Genomic DNA, 18,617 nt, shown 5'->3' on the forward strand with positions numbered 1-18,617 from the left:
CTCAATAGTGTCCCCCTGCATGCGTTGTCACTGCTTATTTACGATTTAAAGAGCTGCATCGTATACGCTGTCAAGCCACGCATTAATGCTGCCAATGACGGAAGTGACGCAGCCATCCTCGAACGGCGAGATCAAGCCGGCTACCTTCACCAATTCGACGAAGGACTTGCTTCCGCCTTGACGGCAGAGGTGCAGATAATCTGCCCATGCGGCCGATCGATCTTCGTGCATCTTCTTCCAGAATTGGAAAGCGCAGATTTGAGCCAGCGTGTAATCGATATAATAAAACGGCGAACTAAAAATATGACCCTGTTTATGCCAGAAACCGCCTTGCTCCAGGTACGTGTTGTCATCGTAGTTCCGGTGCGGCAAATACTTCCGCTCAATCTCACGCCATGCCTGTTTCCGCTCAGCCGGCGTTGCATCCGGATTCTCATAAACGAAATGCTGGAATTCATCAACCGTTACTCCGTAAGGAATGAAGATCAGCCCGCTTGCGAGATGGTCGAAACGGTATTTGTCCGCTTCATCTTCGAAGAAACGGTCCATCCAAGGCCATGTGAAGAACTCCATGCTCATGGAATGAATTTCGCATGCTTCATACGTTGGGAATCCATACTCCGGAACCTCGAAACCTCTGCTCTCGTATACTTGGAAGGCATGACCAGCTTCGTGTGTCAACACATCAATATCACCGGACGTACCGTTGAAGTTGGAGAAAATAAAAGGTGCGCCGTACTCGCTGATATAGGTACAGTAACCGCCGCCCTGCTTGCCTTTTTTGGCTACCAGATCCATCAGGCCGTTCTCCTGCATGAAGGTGAAGAACTCATGGGTTTCCGGTGACAACTCCTCATACATCTTCGCTCCGTTGCTCACGATCCAGTCTGGATCACCCTTCGGTGTTGCGTTCCCCGATTTGAATGCAAAGTTCTCATCATAATACAGCAGCTGGTCCACATCGATACGATTCTGCTGACGTTCCTTCAGCTTGGATGCAACCGGAACGATATGCTCCAGCACCTGGCTGCGGAAATTAGCAACCATCTCTGCGTTGTAATCCGTGCGTGCCATGCGCGCATAACCAAGCTCAACATAATTGTTGAAACCCAGCTTCTTGGCCATCTTGGTTCTCACTTTTACCAGATCATCATAAATGCGGTCGAAAGTTGCTTCATTCTCGGCCATAAAGCCGCTGGAAGCCTCCATGGCGCGTTTGCGCATATCGCGGTCCTTGGATTGCTGGAAAGGCGTCAATTGCGGTAGCGTACGCTCCTCGCCTTCAAATTGGATTTTGGCAGAAGCGATCAGCTTCGAGTATTCGGTGGTCAGTTTATTCTCCTGCTGCAAATCCTCAATAATCTCGGGACTGAAGGTTTTGAGTGATAGCTCTGCAAGCTGGAACAGCTGCCGGCCCCATTTATCCTCAAGCTCGGTTCTGAATTTCGAATCCACGAGAGCGCGGTAATAATCCGTTATGTATTCCTGAATCACCGGTCCGTTCTCGTCAAAGAAATCCTGTTCAGCCTTATAGAACTCATCGTTTGTATCAATCGAGTGACGAATACTCACAAGCTGACCGAGTGTATCCATCTCACTGCGGAGTTTATTGATGCGGGTCATCGCCTGATCCTGCTCTTCATACGTGCTTGCTGAAGTAAAGGCGTTGAGTTGTTCTTTAAACTTTTGCTCAAAAGCTTTTACATCGGGACGTTCATAGCGATATTCGCTGAATTTCATAGGATACACCTGTCCTTTCAATGATAAAAAATGCATCGTGGCGTCAGATGGAATGATTTCATAACACCAAACTCTATGTAAATTCTATATGCGAATCTCAATATCCTTCACAAGCTTTCGAATTTCTGTTCGATTGCGACGTCACGTTATCATCTTAAGACCGATGACTGAAGCCAGAATTAAACTAATGAAGAATACGCGCCGCCATTCCTTCGGTTCTCCAAATGCGAACATCCCCAGCAGTGTGCTTCCTGCCGTTCCCATTCCTGTCCAGATGGCGTAGGCGGTTCCCATGGAGATAAAATTCATCGCATACGTCAGCAGCAAGAAACTCGATCCAAGCGAACAGGTCAGAAACAAATAGGAGCCGAAGCTGCGAAACAAGGCCACACGTCTCAATGCAATGACACCCAGCACTTCGCACAACCCCGCGGCGATCAGAGCGATCCATTCCATCACAAACCACTCTCCTTCGCCTGACTATCCGTTTCCTTCGTAACGAGTTTAAGCCCGAGCACACCCGCAGCCAACATGCCAATCAGCAGAAGTTTGACCGGGTTTGCCTGCTCTCCAAAAACCAGAATCTCCACCAGCACCGTTCCGGCTGTCCCAAGACCCGTGAATATAACGTACACCGTGCCAATGGGCAGCTTCGCCGCAGAATCCAAAAAAACTTTAAAGCTGAATAAAATTGAGACAATGGTAATGAGCCACTGCCACCAGACATCGGAATGCTTCAAGCCGGATACCCATACCACTTCCAGCGCCCCCGCCAACAATAAAAGCCACCATTCCTTCTTCATCCTGCAACCACTTCCTTTCTGCTCTTATAATCGTGAACCTTATTGATTCGCAGTTGTGATTGTAATCTAAAATCGACATATCGTATAATGATAATTAATAATGTTATCATCATTATTAGTGATGTCCGAAGGATGGAGAGGCGGCAGCTGTTATGGAGCTTACGGATTTGAAGGTTTTTCTAAGGATTGCCGAGGAGGGGAACATCACCCGTGCTGCTGAGCAGCTCGGATATGTGCAGTCCAATGTGACGGCCCGGATCAAAAAGCTTGAGAATGAACTGGGTGTCCCCTTGTTCAACCGGCACTCCAACGGCGTGACGTTGACCGAGAAGGGGGCCACGCTCAGGGATTATGCGTGCTCCATTCTCAATTTGTCGGAGGAAGCCATTCGATCGGTACAGGAAACACCGTATCCCAGCGGCTGCTTAACCATTGGCGTTGTGGATACGGTTCATTGCGGGTACTTCATACAGTCCTTGTCGGACTATCAAAATATGTACCCGGACGTCTCGCTTTCGTTATTGACGGGAAGCTCAGCCGAGCTAATCTCTCAAGTGCTGAACTACCAGCTGGACGGGGCCTTTGTAACAGGAAGTCTGCCGCCGAAAGTCGTTGCCGAATATGTGGATCAGGACGAGGTCAAGCTGTTAACGAAATCGAAGGAGCAGCCATTTCCCGATCTTGCCACAACAAAATGGGCCGTCGCCCCGTCGGGATGTCCGTTTCGAAGCACCCTTGAAAAATGGCTGTTAAGTGAAGGCATTCCGCTTACCAGGATGATCGAAGTGTCGTCGCTCGAAACTCAGCTCGGTATCGTGCGTTCAGGTCTTGCCGCTACATTGCTGCCAAGCTCCGTACTGAGCGGAGAATGTGCGGATATGGGCAGCTATTCCATACCGGAGGCCTATCGTCATAGCACAACAAGCCTGATTCGGCGGAACGACCGGTTCAGGAACAAGGCTTTTTCCGCTTTTGCCGAGCTGGTCAAGGTCAACTTTGAAATAAAGGAGCATTTATAACCGAATAATGGAGTAAACCAGAATATCCTCATAGCGCCCCTTCACCTTGAGATAATGGCGGAGCCTCTCTTCCAGCTTCATCCCGGTCTTCTCCATCACCCTATAGGAACCTGTATTATCCGGGTGGCATTTGGCCTCAATACGAACCAGCTGCAATTGGTCGAACCCGAATGTAATGACCCGCTCGATCACTTCCGTCATGATTCCCTGGTTCCAGAATTGATTGGACAATACATACCCGAGCTCCGCCTTGCGATGATCATTATCCCATTCAATGAAACTGCAGGTTCCGATGATAACGCCGGTCCCCTTGTGTTCAATCCCCCACGGCCCGACCTTCTGCAAGGTATATCGCTGCTGCACAAACTCCAAGAACCGCTGGGTGTCATCTGTCGATTGATGCGTATTCCATAAGGTATGTCTGGATACCTCAGGCACGGAGCAGTATCTGTAAATATCCATCAGGTCCCTTTGGGTGATGGGTCTTAACAAGGTTCTTGCCGTCTCCAGAATAGGGAATGGATCAAAAACATCTTCAATCTTTTTCATAAGCCCACCTCCAGATCAATAGATTTCTTCTGCTAGATTCATTCTCATTATTCGCCCCCAGAAAGTTCATATTCTAACCCTGTTCTGAATACTTCGGCCATCTGTATCTGACCCATTATCCGATGGTTGTTGCATGTGTTCTTTAGAGAATGGTCTCTGTAATCGACATCTCCATCTGCTGCTGGATATAACGCGCCACGCCATCAAGCTCATTCGAGTCGATGATATGGTCGGCCAGCCGCTGAATGCTCTCATGCGCATTCCGCACCGCAATCCGGGTGCCTCCGGCTTCGAACAGCCCTACATCATTGATGTGGTCGCCGAACACCACCGTGTTCTCCAGATCGATGCCCATATGGGAGGACCATAATTGAAGCCCGTCTCTTTTGTTCGCTTTGGCATGGCTGAATTCCAGAAAATAATGGCTCGGGATATAGTAATCGGGCATCATATGCGCGTGAATCACATCCCCGAATAATTCCGTGACCTCGTGCCTGATCGGCTCCAATTCCTCATGTAATCCGATGTATGTAAGAGCTAATGTGCGGTAATCCGGCGGGCAATTCAAGAACTTCACTTCCATGAACCTCGGATCATGGGGACGACTATGGAAAAAGGCCTTCTCTCCCTCTCTTTGCAGCGACTCATGCAGAACACGCTCCTGATGGTCCACATCCAATGAAAAATAGTAAGGAGTAATGCCATACTTCCTCCCAACGTGGATAATCTCATTCGAGATATCCCGCTCCAGCCAGTATCCATCTATAACGGAACGGGTCAAGCCGTCGTATATCAATGCACCGTTATACAGAATCGAGGGGTATCTCCAAGTGATGTCCGAGACAACGCTTAAAGCGCTAATATATCCGCGAGCTGTCGCAAACGTAACGACCATATCCTGCTCCAGCGCACTGGAGATAACCTCCGTTGTGTAGGACGAGAGTCTCTGATCCGATCGCAGCAGCGTTCCGTCCAGATCGGTAATATAAACTTTGTTCTTCATGTAGAAGCCCTGCCTCCTTCCCCGTACTGTTGGGTACAGATAAATTGCTTCATATTAATATGATTTAGACCCCAAGGATCAGATAACCCAGTGTCATATAAAGAACCAGAAATAACAATAACATCGAATGTCCAACAATGGCTGTGATACCGATTCGCGAGAGACTGCCGCGATATTTGCTTACAAGCGCCAGCAGGATACCTACGGGCGACAACAGAAGAATCGCAGCGAACCATAGTCCCTGAAACGGACTGCCCGCCACAAACGGAAACAGGAAGCTGTACAACGTGAACAGCGTAATGCAGACAAATAAAACAAGAGACAAGTGGGATACATATCTTCTCATCACGTAACCTCGGTCAACATACCTGACAGAATGCCTGCCCTGCGAATGACCTCAATCCTTTCCTAGCGGCTGAAGAAAACCGAGAACTTCCCGTATATCCTGAATTTGCGCAAACGGAGCAACATCCATGCTGTTCATTTTCGCTCCGTCTCCACGATAAGCAATGAACGGCATTCCAGCACTCTCGGAAGCCTTGCCGTCAACCCATGCATCTCCCACAGACAGCCATTCCTTAGGCGACGTATGCGAAAAATGCTTTAGTACCTCCAGATAACCGTCCGGTGCAGGCTTCAATGAGCCCATGGCTTCTCTGCCGATAATAAGATCGAAATAATGAGCGACCCCGTTCTCGTTCAGTGCCGACATCGCCGCTTCTAAAGCGTTATTGGTCACAATGACCAGGTGCAGCTGCCCGTGCAGCTGCTGGATGAGCTCCATGGACCCTTCCTCAAGATGGGCTCCGATCATCCCTTGTATTTCATGTTTTTTCGCAATATCCCACATTTCGCTACTCAGCTCTTCCGACAGTAAACCCGTGTTCATGGCTTCTGCGATGACGGTAGAGGTTGTGTGGAGGTCCAAGCTAAGACCTGCGGGCAACAATCGGTGGTCGCATAAAAATGTATAGATCTCACGTTTCATGGCTCCAAAATCAATGCTTGAATGCAGCAGCGTATTATCCATATCAAACACAATGCCTTTTATCATCATTTCGATATCTACTCAACCCCATTCATGGAAACTCCATCAATCGCAGCCCCTGCGGGCAGTCCTGATTTGGGGATGCTGATCAGAGACGTAATGCTGGCATCGCCGGGGTAATCCTTCGTGCCATCGCCCTGATGAGGTTCCAAAGTGATATAAAGGTGATTCTTATCGTTCCCTTTCTGTTCGCCAGCCATCTGAATCGACGTAATCCGAAACCCTTTGGACGTCGGAAGGAATCCCCCGCTAATCAACATATAGAATTCCTCATCCGTTTCCTTGAGTACCCATCCTCCGGGAGCCAGATGAATTCCATCCTCGTAAAGCTTCTCAATTTCCGGATCAAGGTGCTCTTCTGTGCGATACTCCCACGTAAAGTCTGGGGCGGTTTTGGAGTATAAGAGCTGAGAGTACGGAACTTCCCGATAATCGGCTTCTTGTCCCGGACGTTCTTCTTCGCTCACGCTTTCTGTATAAAATGACTCGCCCGACCTCTGATCATAACATCCCGAAGACAACGTCATGGCTACAAGCAGCGCAAACATCAACCTGCTGTTAATCCCTACTCGCATGGTTCATACTCTCCCTGTTTCCCTAGTCGTGTACAACTTCCGTACCCGCAATAAAATCATGAAGGGAACGCTTATCCTCACGCAATGCCACCATAAAAATGCTCACAATGATTCCGATGCCAAGCGTTAACGCATACACAATTCCTGCTACGAGGTTTCGGAGCAGCATCGTTCCAATGCCCGGCGGCTCAAGAAAATCGAACTTTCGAATGCGAATGCGGCATATGCGCTTCCCAATGGTATAACCATTCCAATACACCGGCACTAGAAGGCCGTATAGAGCATAAATCAAATTACTGATCGGCTCATTCTCATAATTCCCTGTGATTATGCCTGCAATGATGGATAAAGGAAGTCCAATAATCAATCCATCCAGAATATTTGCGCCAAGTCGGATCCAAAAGCCAGCCACTTGGTTGTCGTTCATCCCATTCCCCCCTCAACGTTGAAGAACTTCAAACAACTCAACGCTTTATTTTTTGCACCCTTCGTTTATCATTAGGCTGATCAAATTCTCTCCAGTTGCTCTTGATTTTTCTGAGATCCTGCTCGTGCCATCGACGAATCGTAGGCCCCATGAAACACAAAATACCGATGGTCAGGCTAATTATACTCAATATCAACGGTCCTCTTCCTACATAACTTAACATCGCCTCATACATCTCTTTGTTCCATGACGAGACATTCGATCCGAATATGGCAGCTGCGATATACCGGGTTCCATACAAAAAGGCGGATATGCAGATAAATATCATGCCCATCGTTTTATGATTCATAGGTGTTCAGTCCTTCCTTATGATCACTGGCCTGCTCTCCATGCTTGATAAAAAAGCTCTCTACACCATCCTTTAAGTCCTATGTACACTTTATGCCTCAGTCAGCTTGCTGAACACAGAATCTCTCACGGATGCCTTACCTTCCCGCACATATTTTCCCAATCCCTGATATCATTGTAAACTCCAGCTTCTCATCGAACAATCACCGTAGTGAAGCCGTTCTGCTCCTTATCATAAACGATCGGGTTTTCTATCTAAAATATGCCGCTACCTGGCTCTCCATTTCATACTGATACGCAGCAGCCCGTAACCAATCGTAGCCCCTAGCGAATTCAAGATAAAATCATCGACATCGAAGCTCCCTCTCCGTGTGATCAGCTGTGCCATTTCGAGCAGGAACAACCCGATTACAAAGACACCCAGCATCTTCAGATAACGAAGCCGAAACAGGAGCGGGAGCAGCACGCCAAAAGGCACAAACACAGCGATATTCCCCATAATATTAATGATCGAGCTCGTCGAGCGAACAGGAAAATAGGTGACCATCGTCGAGAACGGAACCAGATTATAGCTGTATTCATGACGTACGGTCCGGCCGAAGCCCCAGAGCATCCAATAACCCAGCAAAATGGTGTATCCGATTAGAAGGATCAAGGCGATCATTTTATAAGGTGATTTCATTTACGTTCTCCCGGTTCGTCTGGCTCATACATATTTATCCAACATATAATCCTCAATGATCTCGATATTTCTACGCTCCTGAGCGTACTGCTTGATGTGATTCCTGATATTAGGATATAAAATAATGCCGTCAAGCTGGCTAAGCGGTATCCATTTCACATCGGATTGATTCGGATCCGGTGTAGGTGGAAGTTTAGGGAACGCCCCCTCTAGCGGATAACATTCAAAAACGATATACAACGTATGAATATCCGATATGTTATGGCGTACTTGCTTATGCGGGGCATTTTCATACACAAACGCGACAGGTCCTGCCTCAGCTTCCAACATGGTTTCCTCGTACAATTCTCTCAAGGCGCCTTCCACAATCGACTCTCCCGGCTCAGCTCCTCCCCCGGGCAAATTATAATGGACTCCGTTCTCGTCATCATATTCAACCAATAGAATCTGCTCGTCCTGAAAGACCAGGGCCGTCGGTCTCACCCGGATATGATATGTCACGTATCCACCTCTCTCTGCTAAAAACTTGGGGCAAACGCCCTTGGTCTGTCCATCATACAATTAGCGGTACCGAATAGGAATAGGTTCTACTGGAAAGTACACGAACGGACATCGACATATGTCATGCCTATGTTACGCCATGTTATAACCATCCAGCCTCACCGTTTCTCCGGTTTCGCGGGAGACATTCGCCGCCTCCAGAAAACGAATGATCTCCAGAGTTTCAGATAAGGGAACACCCGATACACCTGTCGTGAACATCTGCATGATCTGGTCCAACAGACTCGCGTAATACGGTTTGGGATGCTCCATGATATCCACAAAGCTGCTGCCCTCTGTACGATGAATGGTGATCCCGAAGCGATCATTGCCTGCACGATTGCCACGAATCGTCCCGATTCTCCCATCTTTCCAAACTGCTGTTAATACGTCATGGAACTCCGTTGCAGCTGTATGTACACTTTCGCACCCTGTACCGAGAACTCTGTACAGCATCTCAGCCGCGTGAATGCCATACCAGAACAATCCTGGCTGTGTGGGCTGAAGGGGAAGCGGTCCCGCGCAATCTACCCCGATGATATCCCCTTCCCCGCAACGGGCCAGTTCATCCTGAAGCCCTTGGGCATACCGAAGGGACGAACTGCTCATCACCGTCACCTGAAACCGCTCGGCCAGTTCGATCATTTCCTTGGCATCCTTACTTGTCACCGCAAACGGTTTGTCAATAAACACCCGTCGGCAATACGGAGCAATCGCACGAAACAAGGATAAATGCGTCCTTCCTTCAACCGCTACCAGCATCACGGCATCGACTTGTTTTGCCACGTCTTCCGGACGATCCAATATTTCGGTTCCCCATGCAGCGAGTTCCTTCGTATATCCCTCCACCCGGCTCATGCTAAGCTCAAAGTCCGGTGACCCGCCGGGAAAAGCTGCCGTTATCCGTGCGCCGGGAACGTAATATGGATGGTTTGTGTCAAACAGCATTTTCGAGAAAATGGAGACATGCGATGTATCCAAACCAATCATACCGATCTTTACTGTCATGAGTTTATCTCCCTCACCTTCAGTTTGAATATGATGCGCAAGCCTTGCCATTGCCCGTGTTACGGGACGAGATCCAGCAGCGCTGGAGCATATGCCTAGGCATTCACTCCATCATATCACCCCTGTTGTCTAACGGACGCAACTTTAATTCGTCTTTTAATCCAGGCTTGCATCCAATAGAAACAGACTGCCCTCGTCCGATTACAGACGTTGACAGCCTTCTTAGGTCGAGCTATAAATGCTTCGTGCAATTGAACAACGGGCAATCGCTCCATGCCTAAATCCAAAACCTTAACAACAACAGATCCTAAGGCTGCAAATTCAGCGCCTGAACTTACAAGATACCTTCCATTTATCATGTGCACGCTAACCCCGCGGCTGCGGTTATGCCTCGATTTGTTCCAGATGATGAATCAGATGATCCACATAATCGTTAAACAACCACTCCAGCGTAACCTCCGTTTTGTCCGGGAGCACGCACTTTTTTTGAAAATCGGAGGTCTCGGCTGCTCGCATCACACGCAGAATCATCCGGTTAAGGTGCTGCCATAGCGACAAAACTTCCGATGGATCATACTGATTCTGGTAATCGTGCACCTGAACCCAGTCGTTCTGCGCGTACCCCTGAATGGCAATGGGATACTCGGACAGCAAAATTTTCACGAACCGAACATGGTTATGAACCGCCGAGTCGCATAAATGGCCCAGGATCTCCTTTTTGGACCATTTATCAGGCGAGAGTTTCAAATTAAATTCCATCTCGCTCGTGGCCGTTACAATCTCCGTCATGTCAGCAATTAATTCGTCCAGCTTCAATATCGATTCCATGTTTCTCTTCCTCCTTAAAAACTCCTCTCAGCCAACAAGCTTAGAGAGATTGATTCAGTTCTGTTCTTGTAAGCGGCAGTCCCATAAAATCGCTATAATCCTTGGCGGCTTCCATGAACTTCCCTTCCAGATCGCCTATCGATGCGAACGGGTTTAATGTGATTTCGATGCCGCTGCGTTTGATCTCCCGCTTCCACACGCCGACGATTTCCCCGCCTGTGACCATCAACGGTTGAAAAACCCCGTTGCGATGGGGGGCGATCTTGGGATCGTGCTCGGTCTCTATGATTGCGCTGCGGTCTTTGTAACCCAAGTAATATTCATCGAATCCCGGAAGCAGAACAACCGAATGGGTATCCCCAAACACCGGTGGACCAGAGGCTGAAACCCAGTATTCCGTACCATGCACATGGACAGAGCGAAGCTCGGGTTTAATCATATCCAGGCCCCGTCTAGCTTCTGTCAGCGTCAGACCGCTCCACCATGCAAAATCCTGGATCGTTGCAGGCCCATGACCAGTAAAATATCGAAGCGCAAGCTCTGTCAATGCTTCTTCGTATGTAAGCTCTCTGGAATTGCGTACCCATTCGTCCAGCAGCACGAAGGTTTGCTGTTTGCCTTCAAGCGGGCCGAAGCAGATCATGCCGCTTCGCCCCAAATATCCAAGAATATAATAGCCGCGACCATTCTTTGTGCTGATTCCCGCTTCCTCCAGCAGCTCCATCAATCTGGGACGGGAGACGGGCGTGCAGTCCTTCATGGCTTCATACAGGACATTTTTACATTTGTTCATGCTGGCTGCATCCAGATCAAGCTCCGTTTGTTTTTTCTGGTCATTGGAATACAGGCGCGATTCTGTCAGCTTCACCATCCATTTAACATCCTCAGCCGGTACGAAGAATATCGTCCCGCGAATCGGCCAGGTCAGCACAATCTTGCGATCCAGCACCGCCTGCTCCACATCATACAGCCTCGCAGATTGCGTACGCAGCCCGATCCCCCACACTGCTTGATGATAATCCTGTGCCTGCACAGCCCCGAGTCCTCTGACTGCTGCCTCCGGACTCTCATACTTCGTGCCTGTTATCCGCTGATTGAACAGCCTTGGATCCGATATGATTTGACTTGGCACCCCATCCACTCCCCCTGGTCATGAATATCGCAGCGTGCTCGACACCTCTTTATTTTAAATCCGGAATGGACATCCAGGCACGATCATTCTGCCAGTTCACCTCTACCGGTGTCTCGAAGAACGAAGTCAGATTGTCGCTTGTCAGCATATCCTTGGAAGGCCCCTTGCCAAATACACTGCCCCGGCGAATGAGCAAGGAGTGCGAGAAAATCGGCAGAATCTCTTCAATATGATGCGTAACGAACAGCAAAGTCGGTGCATCGGGTTTTGATGCCAGTGCAGTGATACTCGACAGCAGCGCTTCCCTCGACAGAAAATCAAGTCCGTTGCAGGCCTCGTCCAGAATCAGCAGTCTTGGGGATGCCATAAGCGCACGGGCGATCAGCAGCTTCTGCTTCTCCCCTTGCGAACAGGTTTCATAGGTACGGCCCAGCAAATGGATGCAATTAAAATCCTTCATCAGCTGCTCCGCTTGTTCCCGGTCCGCTTCATCAACCTTCTGGTATAAACCGATCGATGCATGTTTACCGCTAATCACGACATCGAGCGTAGACTCGCTGGGCCGGATTCTTTCTTGCAGAGAGGAGCTAACCCAGCCTATCGATTTACGCAATTCTCTTAAATCCACTCTGCCAAAAAGATTCCCGAGCACCGAAACAGTCCCGCTAGTCGGCCAGATGTACCCGTTAATCATATTCAAAATCGTTGTCTTGCCGGAGCCATTCAGCCCAAGAACCGCCCAATGCTCTCCTTGCTGTACCGTCCAATCCACGCCTGTAAGAACGGTCTTCTGTTCCCGTCTCCAGGTTACATTATTCAGTTCAATCGTCGTGTTCATTGCTGTTCCTCCCCCTTTTTATTCGCTTGGTCGCCGCGTTTCTCTTTTCAAGGATTATACCAGCAATTACATATTCCTCAATAGTTAAATGATGTTAGGTTAAGTGACGCAATGGGGGTGATAAATGACTGTTAGGTTAAGTGACGCAATGGGGGTGATAAATGACTGATACAGCCTTATTGCGCTACCCAGCATGGTTACGATCCTTTAGCATTTGTTGGATTTCCTCCAGAAGCTCCGTATTTCGAAGCATCAAGTCTTCATTTTGTTTCTTCGTTTCCTTATTTCGTTTAGCGCTATCCAATACAAGCATAAAGCTGATCGCGGCCGAACAAATCGTCAGACCTTCAGCTAATATGGTAAGGTCAATTCCTGAGTTTAACCCCTCTACAACTCTGAACACGCCGATAAAGAATAAGATTGCAAGCACAACAAGAGAAAAACGGATCATTTCCTTCCGATTGAGCAGCAGTTCTGTTTTTTGTAAAACGTACACTAGCGGTTTACCAAGTATTTTCAAGCCATCCACGTACGCCTTTATGATAAAACTTAACATTCGTTTCTCACTTTCTTTGGACATCGCGTATTCTATTATCCCCGATATTAAAATAGGCGAAGTTATTACTAGTAATTTAAATATGGAAACAAGCATCCAACAAACTCCCCATTCTGAAAGCAATCACGAAATAAATATTGACAAATTAATTTATATATGTTATGATAAAATATTTACTATTTACACAATTATATTGATTTGATATTCTACTTCTGCTTAAACTTCTCTGGAAGATGAAATAGGGATAGGTGATATCCCTTAATAGTGGAGGTATGTAGATATGCTAATCAATCAAGGCATCAAAATGCTGGAAATTTCCGCCGCGATGATGGGAAGAATCGAAACGATCCATCCGACATTGATATGGGATCATCAGAATCTGGTTCTCATCGATACCGGCTATCCCGGACAGTTCGCGCTTATTCAGGAGCAGCTATCGAGCTGCGGAGTATCCGTTCAGGATATAACCAAAATCATTATATCACACCAGGATCTGGATCATATCGGCAGTTTGCCGGATGTAATTCGTAACAGCAACCGCACACCTGAAGTGTTCGCCAGCGAAATAGAGAAGCCTTACATCGAAGGGGACAAGAGACTTGTCAAATTATCTCCTGAGTCCATAACACAAGCGCTAGCTTCGCTTCCTGCCGCCGTTCCGCCGGAGTGGAAGAACGCTTTTAGGCATACTCTTGAGAACCCTCCCAAAGCGGAAGTGAACAGTATCCTGCGCGATGGCGAGGAACTTCCGCTAGGTGGCGGCATCATAGTTATTCACACTCCGGGTCACACCCCAGGTCATACCAGCTTTTATCACCGACCGAGCAAAACCTTGATTGCCGCAGACGCAATGAACGTTAGAGACGGTCAGCTGCTGGGACCGGACCCGGCAGCCAGTTCTGACTTGGCGTTAGCCAAGCTTTCCTTACAGAAGCTCACTTACTATGATATTCATAACGTGATCTGTTATCATGGCGGCTTATACACCGATAACCCCAATCAACGAATCCGTGAATTAGCTTACGAATGAAATCGTGAAAGCATCCTCACCCAAGAGCAAGATATCCTATTTCTTCAACCATCATATCCAGCAAATCTCAAGATACCACGTATACGTGCCGCCCGCCGGTACCTCCGCTGCCGCCTGATGACCCATCGCATACGAAAGGTCGTCAAGCAGCCCCGTAGCAGGCTCAATCGCCAGATGATACTGCCCTTGGTAACCGCCATAGTTCGCCCACACCGATAAGTACGGCACCTTCTCTGGAGGGAACATCAAGCGGATGCCTTCTTCAGTCCGGGGATCATAGAGTGAAACCTTGCCCTCGGGCAGCTCTCCCGCAAAATAATATTTCTCTGCTGATTGCTCATGCCGGCTGCCGGTTCGATCCAAGCGGATATCCACTCTCTCCTCCAGTGGCTGCGGCCATTTCAGGACATCGCCGGTTATGCCCAATCGGCCTTGGGCGGAATACGATACAATCATCTCGGTCAGCTCTTCGGGAACCATCATCTCCATCCCCTCCTCAATCTGAAATAGCGGATGGGCCGCCCATAAGAAAGAGAACGGAAATTGGCTCGGATTGCAGACTTCATAATAGATCCGCAGGCAGTCCTCGCGGGGGAAGGAATATCTTTTGCGCAGTTGGTAAGGCATTCGGATCCCCTGTACGCTGCAATGAAGCTGCTCTTGCTCGCAGTGAACCGCCCACGGGATGGACCATACCTCGCCGTGATCCGGGAGCTCAGTTCCCTTCCATGGGAATGCAGGGTACCGGCATGTATTGATCGTCGGAAACATCTCATCCCAGCCGCTGCCGTCCCGATCTCCGAAGGAGCTTGCATATTCGTTCGCTTCCAGCTTTCCGGCTGGCTGCGTCAACCACTCCCGTCCGGTTCTGCAATTGCGGAGCGAGATTACCCTGCTTCCCAGTTCAGGCACCATAACCAGTTCCATAACCCCAGTGCTTCCTGTCCATACCTCATATCCATCCAGCTTCCCTTGGCTCCAGATCAACATGGTCATCCTCCTTCGTTCCTTCCATATAACCTTTGAAAAACACAACACAAATGCTCAAGGACCGTATACCATACGGTCCTTGATTTTGTACATCTTTGCGTATTGTCCCTTCGCACACATGGCCAGTAGCACGGGCACACCTGGAGGGCGTCCGAACACAATTAGATGGAAGCCGAGCACAGCGCCAAGTGTTGCGCCGCTCCTTGATGATGAGGCTCCAGCTTGAGCGCCTGCCCCAAGTGCTTCTCAGCATCCTGCCGTTTATTTAGGCCGAGATAGCCAAGGCCCATCATATAATGGCAGTGAATCTCGTTTCTTCTGTTCAGATCCTCGTCAAACACGAGGAAATCCGGCAGCGATACCGCAAAATAATCGATGCTCTGCGGCTCGAATATATGCTTCTCCCCGTAATCAATCAGCTTGTTGAAGCGACTCCGCGCCTCAAGCTCTCTGCCCAGCTGTCTTAGCGCAGCCCCTTGATAAAAAATCATGTGCGGCGGCTGATCGTTATAATACATCGCACTTGTCGGTTCATCCAGCCCTTCGGATGCTCGCTGGAAGTATATCTTCGCCTCTTCCGGTCGGCCAATACCTTCGTACGCACAGCCTAAATAATAGTCGATGTTATTCTCTTGCGCGCCCGTGAGTTTGCCTTCATTGATGTTGAGCGGATACTGCTTGGCTGCAAGCAAATGCGTCACGGCTTCCTCATATCGATGCTCCATCAACAGACCCTTCGCGAGCTCTACCCGAGCCAGTACGTACTGCGTCGGCACCTTACCCTCACCGCCCTCCCATGGATGGAAGTGACGTTTCAGAATCAATGCCAATGCCTCCTCGTAACGATTCAACGTGTTGTGCAGCGTAATGTACTCCAGATATAAATCGTCGCGCAGCTCTACCAGCTCCATGTGCTCCTCCATCGCCTTCAAGCGATCAGCCGGGGCATGCCCTAACTTCTTATACAGCTGGTCCAGCTCGTAGAAGACTCTGGCATCCGCCGGGTTCAGCGAGAACGCGGTTTGCAAGGAGGCCAGCGCCTGGGCGTGGTCCTGCCTTTTGTTATAGTAAGCCAGCGCCAGATTCCGCTGCGGCGTAGGGAAGCTGTCATCCAGAGCAACTGACGCTTCCCAACTGCTTACGGCTTCCTCGTAGCGCTTCTTGTCATACAGCAGATTCCCTAGGTAATACAACGCCTTGGCATCATCAGGATAAACCTTGAGCGCTTGCTTCAATGTTACATAGTCATATAGGGAATTCGGGAAGCAGTAGAACGGATCGGCCGCAGAGGCCATTCGATAAGAGGCGGATGCCTCTTCCTCTTGGTTCATTTTCATGTGGTAGCTGCCCTGATAATAATGAACCATCGGATATACCGCAGGACTGGTACGGCGTTCGATAAATTTGAGAATGTCCAAGGCATCGCCATACTGCCCCGCATCCGCATAATCCTGGGCAAGGGCGATATAGTGGTGCGGATCGTCACGCATAAGCTGGAAGAGCGACTCCAAAGTACGCTGACTGGTATCCTCTTGCTTCTGTTCTCGATATACATTCACCAGCTCATTTCTCGCACCCGCATCCATCGGATCCAGCTTGATGGTTTCCTGAAGCCACAGTTCCGCTTCGGTCAAGCGTCCCAGCCTTCTTAGGATGATGCTCTTGAGATGGCGCGCTTTGTAATTCCGGTACTGGGCAGCCAGGGATCGTTCGATCAGCTCGAACGCCTCCTCATACTCCTGCTTCTCGCAGGCAATCTGCGCCAATGCCAGATAACCCGCACCCTGCCAGGCTCCCGACCAGACAGACTTGTAGAAATAAGCGTATGCTTCATCAAGACGCCCCTGCCATTTCAGGACTTTGCCCAAATGGTAGAACGGCTCGCTGTCATACGGACGTGCGTTATGGCGAGTCAGGGTCTCGATGGCTTTTTTGAAATAGGCTTCACCCTGCTCCAGGCAGCCCCTGCGCAGCAGCAGCAATCCGTAGGCGTTGTTCAGCCTCACATCCCCCGCATCGCGCCGAAGTCCTTCCGTATAGTAGGCTTCCGGTTCATAAGTGGCGTGCCGGTACTGTTCCAGATGCTGCCCTGCCAAGTAAAGGGCCTCGGTATTCTTCAATTCCTCCGGTGCACTAATCGCTTGGGCCGGTTCCGGAGTTCGCTCCAATCCGCGCGGCTTCGGTCGGTAGGACACCAATTCGCTGCCGTCCGCAGCAATAACCGCAAGCCTCAAATTCTCTTCATTCACATCGTGATCCAGCTCGATCACGCTCTTGAAGGTATCGGCAGGGGACAGCTTGACCTTACGGTCCAAATACGTCTGTCCCCCTCCCGTCAATAGAATGCGAGCCTCTTCCCTAACCGAGGTGGTATAGGCATGTACAACCGCCTGCTTGCCCTGGATTTCCAGGTTAACAGCCGCATCGATGGAAGCATTCTTCACCATGCCGATGTTTTTATACGGCATGAAGTACTGCTTGAAGCTCTTCTCCTCGTAAGGCGCGAGCCAGGTGAAATCCGGCTGGTTGTCGGTGTATACGCCGGTCATAAGCTCGATGTACGGACCGTCTTCGTCGGTCAGATTGCGGTCCCAGGCTTGGCCGAACTCGCCGTGACCCCACGTCCACTGTTTTTTGCCGGGGGAGATATGTTTATTGGCGACATGCAGAATTCCCGTATCCAAGCTATGATCATACCCGCCCACGAAATTGTAATTCGAATGATAGGCCATATAGGAAGTAGGTACCGGGATGTTGCGGTACTTGGAAATGTCCACGCCTGCGGAATAGTCCTGCTTATAGTAGGTGCCCGTCGCAATCGGGAACTTCGACACATCCCGTTTCCCATGGTCGAACACCGCATGAACATCCGGCGGGAATACGGACTGGGTGTGATCGTTGACGGCCACGGCCGGATTCGCCCACCAGAGAAAGGTCTGCGGCTCCGAGGTGCGATTGTACATCTGCGCATGAATTTCCAGATAAGCCTTCCCCGGATAGAGCGTGAACCCGGTGGACACCTTCGTTCCGTACATTCGATCGATCTCGCCGACCCATACCGTTTGGCTGCCGTCTGGATTCCCTTCCAGCCTCCAATTCACTTCCCCATAGGTGTTCGGACGGTGATGCTGAGGCCAGTTGAATTCGATCCCCCCGGAAATCCAGGGGCCGGCAAGTCCAACTAAAGCCGGTTTGATCACTTGATTGTAGTACACAAAATCATAGTTGTTGGTTTTGTCGATAGCCCGGTAAATCCGCCCGCCAATCTCGGGCATGATTTGAATCTGGACATAATCATTTTCCAGGAAAATGATTCGGTAAGGCTTGGACACCTTCTCATTGTGAATTTTATCAATGACAGGTAGCGGATATACTCTCCCCGAGCTCCCCTGATATACCCGTTTCTCCAGAAACATGGGGTTGCGGTCCGGCTTGCCCACCTCATACGTGGGGATTTCCACCGTCTGCTCCCATACCCTTACTTGCGATGGCTGTGTCATG

The 18,617-nt window shown here is 49.5% G+C and carries 21 protein-coding genes; 2 read left to right on the top strand and 19 right to left on the bottom strand.

The window, feature by feature from the left end; all coding sequences use genetic code 11:
• Positions 1 to 45: 45 nt before the first annotated feature.
• From M2277_RS01760 to M2277_RS01770, 3 genes are all read right to left on the bottom strand, one after another.
• Entirely contained in the window at positions 46 to 1,740 is a 1,695-nt protein-coding gene (locus M2277_RS01760) for a M3 family oligoendopeptidase (RefSeq protein WP_280753987.1), read from the bottom strand.
• Positions 1,741 to 1,881: 141 nt separating this feature from the next.
• A complete protein-coding gene (locus M2277_RS01765) occupies positions 1,882 to 2,196 on the bottom strand; it encodes a DMT family transporter (RefSeq protein ID WP_036641804.1) in 315 nt (104 codons plus the stop codon).
• A complete protein-coding gene (locus tag M2277_RS01770; RefSeq protein ID WP_006211530.1) occupies positions 2,196 to 2,543 on the bottom strand; it encodes a DMT family transporter in 348 nt (115 codons plus the stop codon). Before M2277_RS01770 ends, M2277_RS01765 begins: the two co-directional genes overlap by 1 nt.
• Positions 2,544 to 2,695: 152 nt before the next feature.
• On the opposite strand from M2277_RS01770, the gene M2277_RS01775 reads away from it, so the two are divergent.
• Positions 2,696 to 3,562 carry a LysR family transcriptional regulator gene (locus M2277_RS01775; protein WP_063480114.1) on the top strand — a complete coding sequence of 289 codons (867 nt, stop codon included), beginning with the start codon at positions 2,696 to 2,698 and terminating at the stop codon, positions 3,560 to 3,562.
• On the opposite strand, the gene M2277_RS01780 is transcribed toward M2277_RS01775, so the two are convergent.
• The 14 genes from M2277_RS01780 to M2277_RS01845 all read right to left on the bottom strand — a co-directional run bounded on the left by M2277_RS01780 (position 3,557) and on the right by M2277_RS01845 (position 13,192).
• Positions 3,557 to 4,111 (bottom strand): GNAT family N-acetyltransferase, encoded by a 555-nt coding sequence (locus M2277_RS01780; protein WP_280753988.1) that lies wholly within the window; start codon positions 4,109 to 4,111, stop codon positions 3,557 to 3,559. The two genes, M2277_RS01775 and M2277_RS01780, sit on opposite strands and share 6 nt — an antisense overlap.
• 142 nt (positions 4,112 to 4,253) lie before the next feature.
• Positions 4,254 to 5,114: a Cof-type HAD-IIB family hydrolase gene (locus M2277_RS01785; protein WP_280753989.1), complete on the bottom strand. Its 861-nt coding sequence runs from the start codon at positions 5,112 to 5,114 to the stop codon at positions 4,254 to 4,256.
• Positions 5,115 to 5,178: 64 nt separating this feature from the next.
• Positions 5,179 to 5,460 carry a hypothetical protein gene (locus tag M2277_RS01790; RefSeq protein WP_280753990.1) on the bottom strand — a complete coding sequence of 94 codons (282 nt, stop codon included), beginning with the start codon at positions 5,458 to 5,460 and terminating at the stop codon, positions 5,179 to 5,181.
• Between the two features lie 51 nt (positions 5,461 to 5,511).
• A complete protein-coding gene (locus tag M2277_RS01795) occupies positions 5,512 to 6,171 on the bottom strand; it encodes an HAD family hydrolase (protein WP_280753991.1) in 660 nt (219 codons plus the stop codon).
• A gap of 8 nt (positions 6,172 to 6,179) precedes the next feature.
• On the bottom strand, positions 6,180 to 6,737 hold the full coding sequence (locus M2277_RS01800; RefSeq protein ID WP_006211536.1) for a hypothetical protein: 558 nt from the start codon (positions 6,735 to 6,737) through the stop codon (positions 6,180 to 6,182).
• A 22-nt stretch (positions 6,738 to 6,759) separates the two neighbouring features.
• Positions 6,760 to 7,164: an RDD family protein gene (locus tag M2277_RS01805; RefSeq protein WP_076150851.1), complete on the bottom strand. Its 405-nt coding sequence runs from the start codon at positions 7,162 to 7,164 to the stop codon at positions 6,760 to 6,762.
• A 37-nt stretch (positions 7,165 to 7,201) separates the two neighbouring features.
• A complete protein-coding gene (locus M2277_RS01810) occupies positions 7,202 to 7,513 on the bottom strand; it encodes a hypothetical protein (RefSeq protein WP_036641796.1) in 312 nt (103 codons plus the stop codon).
• Positions 7,514 to 7,780: 267 nt separating this feature from the next.
• On the bottom strand, positions 7,781 to 8,194 hold the full coding sequence (locus tag M2277_RS01815) for a VanZ family protein (RefSeq protein ID WP_036641793.1): 414 nt from the start codon (positions 8,192 to 8,194) through the stop codon (positions 7,781 to 7,783).
• Positions 8,195 to 8,218: 24 nt separating this feature from the next.
• Positions 8,219 to 8,695 carry an NUDIX domain-containing protein gene (locus M2277_RS01820; RefSeq protein WP_006211541.1) on the bottom strand — a complete coding sequence of 159 codons (477 nt, stop codon included), beginning with the start codon at positions 8,693 to 8,695 and terminating at the stop codon, positions 8,219 to 8,221.
• Positions 8,696 to 8,827: 132 nt separating this feature from the next.
• Complete coding sequence (locus M2277_RS01825; RefSeq protein ID WP_280753992.1) at positions 8,828 to 9,742, bottom strand: Gfo/Idh/MocA family protein; 915 nt, start codon at positions 9,740 to 9,742, stop codon at positions 8,828 to 8,830.
• 384 nt (positions 9,743 to 10,126) lie between these two features.
• Positions 10,127 to 10,570, bottom strand: coding sequence for a DinB family protein (locus M2277_RS01830; protein WP_006211544.1), 444 nt, complete (start codon positions 10,568 to 10,570; stop codon positions 10,127 to 10,129).
• A 40-nt stretch (positions 10,571 to 10,610) separates the two neighbouring features.
• On the bottom strand, positions 10,611 to 11,702 hold the full coding sequence (locus M2277_RS01835; RefSeq protein ID WP_280753993.1) for a winged helix DNA-binding domain-containing protein: 1,092 nt from the start codon (positions 11,700 to 11,702) through the stop codon (positions 10,611 to 10,613).
• Between the two features lie 49 nt (positions 11,703 to 11,751).
• Entirely contained in the window at positions 11,752 to 12,540 is a 789-nt protein-coding gene (locus tag M2277_RS01840; RefSeq protein WP_280753994.1) for an ABC transporter ATP-binding protein, read from the bottom strand.
• A 184-nt stretch (positions 12,541 to 12,724) separates the two neighbouring features.
• Positions 12,725 to 13,192 carry a hypothetical protein gene (locus M2277_RS01845; RefSeq protein WP_036641781.1) on the bottom strand — a complete coding sequence of 156 codons (468 nt, stop codon included), beginning with the start codon at positions 13,190 to 13,192 and terminating at the stop codon, positions 12,725 to 12,727.
• Between the two features lie 184 nt (positions 13,193 to 13,376).
• Here M2277_RS01845 and M2277_RS01850 point away from each other — a divergent pair, with 184 nt between their 5' ends.
• A complete protein-coding gene (locus tag M2277_RS01850; protein ID WP_280753995.1) occupies positions 13,377 to 14,126 on the top strand; it encodes an MBL fold metallo-hydrolase in 750 nt (249 codons plus the stop codon).
• A 51-nt stretch (positions 14,127 to 14,177) separates the two neighbouring features.
• Here M2277_RS01850 and M2277_RS01855 read toward each other — a convergent pair whose 3' ends face one another.
• Together M2277_RS01855 and M2277_RS01860 are read right to left on the bottom strand one after the other, a co-directional pair.
• Complete coding sequence (locus M2277_RS01855; protein ID WP_280753996.1) at positions 14,178 to 15,116, bottom strand: aldose epimerase family protein; 939 nt, start codon at positions 15,114 to 15,116, stop codon at positions 14,178 to 14,180.
• A 161-nt stretch (positions 15,117 to 15,277) separates the two neighbouring features.
• On the bottom strand, positions 15,278 to 18,616 hold the full coding sequence (locus M2277_RS01860; RefSeq protein ID WP_280753997.1) for a DUF5107 domain-containing protein: 3,339 nt from the start codon (positions 18,614 to 18,616) through the stop codon (positions 15,278 to 15,280).
• Between the last annotated feature and the right edge of the window lies 1 nt (position 18,617).

The organism is Paenibacillus sp. LBL, assembly GCF_029893715.1.
GTDB classification, from domain to species: domain Bacteria; phylum Bacillota; class Bacilli; order Paenibacillales; family Paenibacillaceae; genus Paenibacillus_AQ; species Paenibacillus_AQ glucanolyticus.